Consider the following 5151-nt stretch of genomic DNA (forward strand, 5'->3'; position numbering starts at 1 on the left):
CGTGCACAACGACGACCCGAAGCCGTTCGTGTGGACCGCCACCGCCGAATCGATCCTGGCCAAGGTCCGACGTGGACGAGTAGCCCTCCAACAAGCGACTACTCAAAACTGAGACAGAACACTAGCTCCGGCGTAGACGGTCGCGCCGGCGCGCAGCACCACCCCGGACCCGATCGTGGTGGGCGCGCCCGCGCCCTGGTAGACACGGCGCACGGCGTAGCCGTACTCCGGCTCACCCACCGTCGCCCGGTGCCCGATGCGGGTATCGCGGCCGATGCTGGTGCCGCCGTGCACGACCGTGAACGCGCCGACGGCGACCCGGTCGCCGAGCGCGATCGGGCGGATCGTGCCGAGCATGTCGGCGGGCAGGAACACTGCCGACGGGTGGATCTGGCAGCCGTCGCCGAGCTCCAGCAGCCCGGCCCGGATCAGGTCGGTGACCGTGATCGGCACGTCCGGTGTGCTCAGGTGCATCATCGCGGGTTCTCCTTGTCTTGCCCTGGTGGATGCATCCAGCACACCCGCCCGCCCGACCGGATCGAAGACGTCGCCGGGCAGGGTGCAACCTGCTTGCACAACCCGCAAACATCGGTCACGCTCAAACTCTCGCCATCGTGGATGGAGGTGCCGGATGAGCACCCGGACCGCGTGGACCACGATGCCGGCCGTCGCGCAGGCAGCCAGCAACGGCGACTACGGCGCCGTGCTGCGCACCGCGCGAGTGGCGGCGGGGCTGAACCTGGAGGAGGCCGCTGCCCTGGCCGGGTTCTCCGCCTCGACGCTGAGCCGGATGGAGACCAAACGCAACCGCCACTGGGACGTGCGCGAGTTGCGCCGCCTGGCCGAGGTGTTCGCCATCCCGGCGCACCTGTTCGGGCTGTCGCGATCGACCTTCGACACCGGCGCCGATAGCCTGAGCACAGGTGTCGATGAGGATGGTGACCCGATGCGCCGACGCGACCTGATCGCGACGACCACCGCCGTAGTGACCGGGGCGCTGGTCCTGCCCCTGAACCAAGCCGCAGCCGCGCACGGGATGGCCGACACCGTCGAGGACGTGCTGTTCGGCAGGGTCAGCGTCGCGCCGATTCCCGGCAATCAGCTGGCCGCGCAGCTGGCCGCAGCCCGCGCCGACTTTCGGGCCACCCGCTACACCCAGCTCGCCCGCCGCCTGCCCCGGCTACTCGCGCAGGCCATCGCTGGGCGTGAGGCTGCCGCCGTCGACGAGGTGCCGCTGGCGGCCGGCCGTCTGGCCCAGGCGTACAACGTGGCCACCCAGCTGCTGATCAAGCTGCACGACAACGGTATGGCGTGGGCCACCGCCGACCGCGCGGTGCAGGCCGCCCGTGGCGGCGACGACCCGATGGTGCTGGCCGAAGCCCGACGTCTGGCCGCGACCGTGATGCGCCGCACCAAGCACCGCGACGGTGCGCAGAAGCTCATGCTCGACGCCGCCCGATCGCTGCAGGTCGACACCGGCCTGCCCGATGCCGCCCACAGCGCCCTCTACGGCCAACTGCTGGCGGCGGCCTCCTACACCGCGGCGGTGCGCGACGACCGCGAGACCGCCTGGGCGCTGCTCGGTGAGGCCGAAGACGCCGCTCGTCGCGTCGGCAGTACCAAGGCGGACCGGTTCAACATGCTCGAACTGGCCGTCTACAAGATCAGCGTGTCGCGGGTGCTCGGCGACTACGGCAGCGCCGTCGACTACGCCCGGCTGGTCGACCCCGCCCGCATCGTCTCCCCGGAGCGCCGCGCCCGGTACTGGGAGGACACCGCTCTGGCACTGCACGGCCGGGGCCGCCCGCAGGCGACTTTCCAAGCGCTGCTGGCCGCCGAACGCGACACCCCGCAGGAGGTCCGCTTCCGCCCGTGGGCGCAACAGCTCACCACCGACTTGCTGACCCGCAGCCACAGCCTCCCAGGCGTACGCGAGTTCGCCAGCCGCGTAGGCGTGGCCTGACCCGTCCCGGCGCGTGCCCACCGATCCGCTAATGCGACAGAGCCGCTTGCCTACCCCGTTGCCTCCTCCAGTCCGAATCCCGGGCCAAGACCGAATCCCGGACAACGAACTGAACTGAAGCTCTTACGCGCGCCGGACGGCTCGTAGTCGACGGAAATCGTGAACCAATCCGGAAACCGATTTTTACCCAATCTCCCTGGGTGAGGGTGTGGCCACCACCAACAAAGGGAGAAAACGATGAAAAGCCAGGGTGCGATTGTGAAGCGGTGCGGCTGTCTGGACCCAGCGACCGGGCGGACGCTGGGCAAGAGCTGCCCAAAGCTGCCGGAGCCTGACCACGGAAGCTGGTACTTCCACTGCTCCACGCGGAATCTGCTCGGACAGGCCGAGCGGGTACGTCGCGGTGGGTACGCGTCGGAGGCGGCCGCGCGGAAGGCCCGCGACGAACTCCTGATCCTGTCTCGCGAGCAGCAGGCCGGCCGGTCGTGGACGGTCACCCGGTGGTTGCGGTACTGGCTGTCGACTAGGACCAGGATCCGGCCGACGACCACGATGCACTACACGCGCGATGTCGAGGGATTCCTCGTCCCCCACGTCGGACACCTGATCCTCGGCGACCTGACCTCCCGGCAGCTCAACGCGGCGTTCGCGCAGATCGCCGCCACCCGCAACCGGTCCGGCCAGCCCCAGACGCCGTGCACGCTGCGGCACTTCCACACGACCCTGCGGGCCGCGCTCAACGCCGCCATCCGCGAGGGCCTGATCGTCGACAACCCCGCCCGGCGGGTAGAACTGCCCGCCCAGGAGCGTCCCCTGGCACGGCTGTGGACCGAGAACAGGGTCGCTGAGTGGGAAGCCACCGGCGAGCGGCCGTCCGTCGCGGTCTGGACACCGGTCCAGCTCGCCGCGTTCCTCGACGACGTCCGCGACGACAACCTGTTCGCCCTGCGGTGGCTGATCGCCCTGCGCGGGCTGCGCCGCGGCGAAGCCGCCGGCCTGCGCTGGACTGAGATCGACCTGCAAGCCCGCCAACTGTCCGTCGTACGGCAGCGCACCACCGCCGGCTACAACGTCCACGAAGGCCCACCCAAGTCCGCGACCAGCCGCCGCACCATAGCCCTGGACCGGCACACCGTGCGGATACTCCGTCAGCACGCGGAAAAGCAACGCTACCACCGCACCTGCCGAGCCGAGGGCGGGAAGGTCTGCCACGACAGCGGCTACGTGTTCACCAGCCCCGACGGGCTGCCCGTCCATCCCGGCTACCTCACCCAACGCCTGCGGCTCCTGGTCGACCGGGCCGGGCTACCGCCGATCCGGCTGCACGACCTCCGCCACGGCGCCGCCACCCTCGCCCACGCCGCCGGCGCGGACCTCAAGACCATCCAACATCAGCTCGGCCACGCCACGATCCGGATCACCGCCGACACCTACACCACCAGTCTCCCCGCCACCCAACACAAGGCCGCCGAAGCGACCGCCCACCTCGTCCTCAACGCCGGCAAACCCGGTGCCGAGATGCGACCACCCGCCCGGCGTCGCGACAGCCGAAAGCGACGCCCGACAACAACCGCGAGGACGAAGTCCCTCTCCGAACGGGACCGGCAGGTGCCGCCAAGAGCCGACGGCAAGATCGACATGCAACCGAATCCCGCGGGCCGACGCAGACGCGGAACTCGCTGATCAACCTCACCCACCGAACGGCCTGCCCCGAAGCCAGGAACCCCTTCGCTTGCTTCTGGGCAGGCCCCACCCGGGAAACGCCCACCTCAGAGATCAGGCTTGGTAGGCCCCCGCCAGGGACGCCCTGACCCGCACATGCTGTAGGAGGAGTTCGGCCGACGCCCGTACCGCCTGCTTGGCCATCTGCTTGAACACGCAGATGTAGGTCTCGATGGTGGTCAGCGGGGTGTTGTGGCCCATGTCCTCCTGGATCTGCTTCAGGTCCACCCCGGCGGCCGAAGCGATCCCCGCGGCGCCGTGCCGCAGGTCGTGTAGCCGGACCGGCGGCAAATCCAGCTCCTTGACCAGCTTCGCGAAACGGCGGGTCAGCCAGTCCGGGCGTACCGGCCGCCCATCCTCGTGCAGGAACACCCGCTGCTTCGGGTCGACCCGGCCGAACCGCCGACGCTGCCGGTGCCACAGATCCGTCAACAACCGCACGCTGAACCCGTCCAAAGCCAAGGTCCGCACCCCGGCTGCCGACTTCGGCGGACCCAACCGCTCCACCCCACGCACGACGACCACCTGTTCCCGGATGGTCAATTCGCCATCGGTCAGGTTGATGTCCTCCCACCGCAACCCGGCGATCTCGCCCCGGCGCGGCCCTCGCAACGCCACCAGCCACCACAACGCGAACAGCGGATCGGTCTGCACGGACTCCAGGAACCGGCCGACCTGATGCAGCCCCCACACCGCCACCCGAGGGCGCACGCCCGTGTTGTTCCAGGCCTTCTCCCGCTCGGCGTCCCAGACCACCGCCCGCGGGCGCGCCCCGTTCGGCAGCCGCAGTCCCCGACCGGGATTGCGGTCGATCACGCCCTGCCGCCGCGCCGCGGACAGCGCGCTGCGCAGCACCGCACGGATACCGTTCAGCGTGCCCGGAGAGATCAACCGTCCACCTCGAACATGGCGGTGCGAGATCCGGTCCATCGCCCGCTGGGCATCCCGGGTGCGCAACTTCCGCATCTGCAGGTGCCCGAGCTGCGGAATGAGGTAATCGGTCACGATGCCGCGGTAGTTGACCATGGTCGTGGGACGCAGCCGCCCCTCGTTGTCCGACAGCCAGAACTCCAGCCAACGTCTCAGCGTCCACATGCCGGCCACCTCGTGCCCTGGCGTCTCCCTCAGCGCCCAGCAGGCCCGCTCGGCGTCCGCCCGGCTGGTGAAACCGCCGCGGCGCACCCGGACACGCCGCTCATCAACACCGGTCAACTGCACGGCGAAGTACCAGCGACCGTGGTCGAACTCGGCGAGACGCTCGCACCGCACACCCATCTGACGATTGGTCTGCTCGCACCGACAGCCGCACCGCCGGTACACCAGGCCCGACTCGTTAGCTCTAGATGATTGAGTCCTAAATCTGGCCTGGTGGGGGACTTGGCGTATCGACACAGGGAAGGGTGTCGTTGTCTGCTCGTGACTGCCGACATCGACACCCTTCTGACTGCACTGTACGTGTTCGTAGA

The 5151-nt window shown here is 69.5% G+C and carries 4 protein-coding genes; 2 read left to right on the forward strand and 2 right to left on the reverse strand.

Annotated elements, in window-relative coordinates:
* Positions 1 to 102: 102 nt before the first annotated feature.
* Positions 103 to 639 (reverse strand): hypothetical protein, encoded by a 537-nt coding sequence (locus ABGB21_RS36695; RefSeq protein WP_347681739.1) that lies wholly within the window; start codon positions 637 to 639, stop codon positions 103 to 105.
* Here ABGB21_RS36695 and ABGB21_RS36700 point away from each other — a divergent pair.
* Positions 632 to 1963, forward strand: coding sequence for a helix-turn-helix transcriptional regulator (locus ABGB21_RS36700; RefSeq protein WP_347654520.1), 1332 nt, complete (start codon positions 632 to 634; stop codon positions 1961 to 1963). The genes ABGB21_RS36695 and ABGB21_RS36700 overlap by 8 nt on opposite strands.
* A 237-nt stretch (positions 1964 to 2200) precedes the next feature.
* The gene (locus ABGB21_RS36705) at positions 2201 to 3646 is read left to right on the forward strand and encodes a site-specific integrase (RefSeq protein ID WP_347681741.1); all 1446 of its coding nucleotides are present in this window, start codon (positions 2201 to 2203) and stop codon (positions 3644 to 3646) included.
* A gap of 93 nt (positions 3647 to 3739) precedes the next feature.
* Here the strand turns inward: ABGB21_RS36705 and ABGB21_RS36710 are convergent.
* Positions 3740 to 5151, reverse strand: a 1412-nt coding sequence (locus ABGB21_RS36710) for a site-specific integrase (RefSeq protein WP_347681743.1), incomplete at its 5' end; no start/stop codon positions are given.

The sequence above is a fragment of the Plantactinospora sp. B24E8 genome (genome assembly GCF_039871735.1).
Lineage (GTDB): Bacteria > Actinomycetota > Actinomycetes > Mycobacteriales > Micromonosporaceae > Plantactinospora.

Coding starts and splice junctions, on each gene's coding strand:
- ABGB21_RS36700 (WP_347654520.1), top strand. CDS start 632: ATGAGCACCCGGACCGCGTGGACCACGATGCCGGCCGTCGCGCAGGCA.
- ABGB21_RS36705 (WP_347681741.1), top strand. CDS start 2,201: ATGAAAAGCCAGGGTGCGATTGTGAAGCGGTGCGGCTGTCTGGACCCA.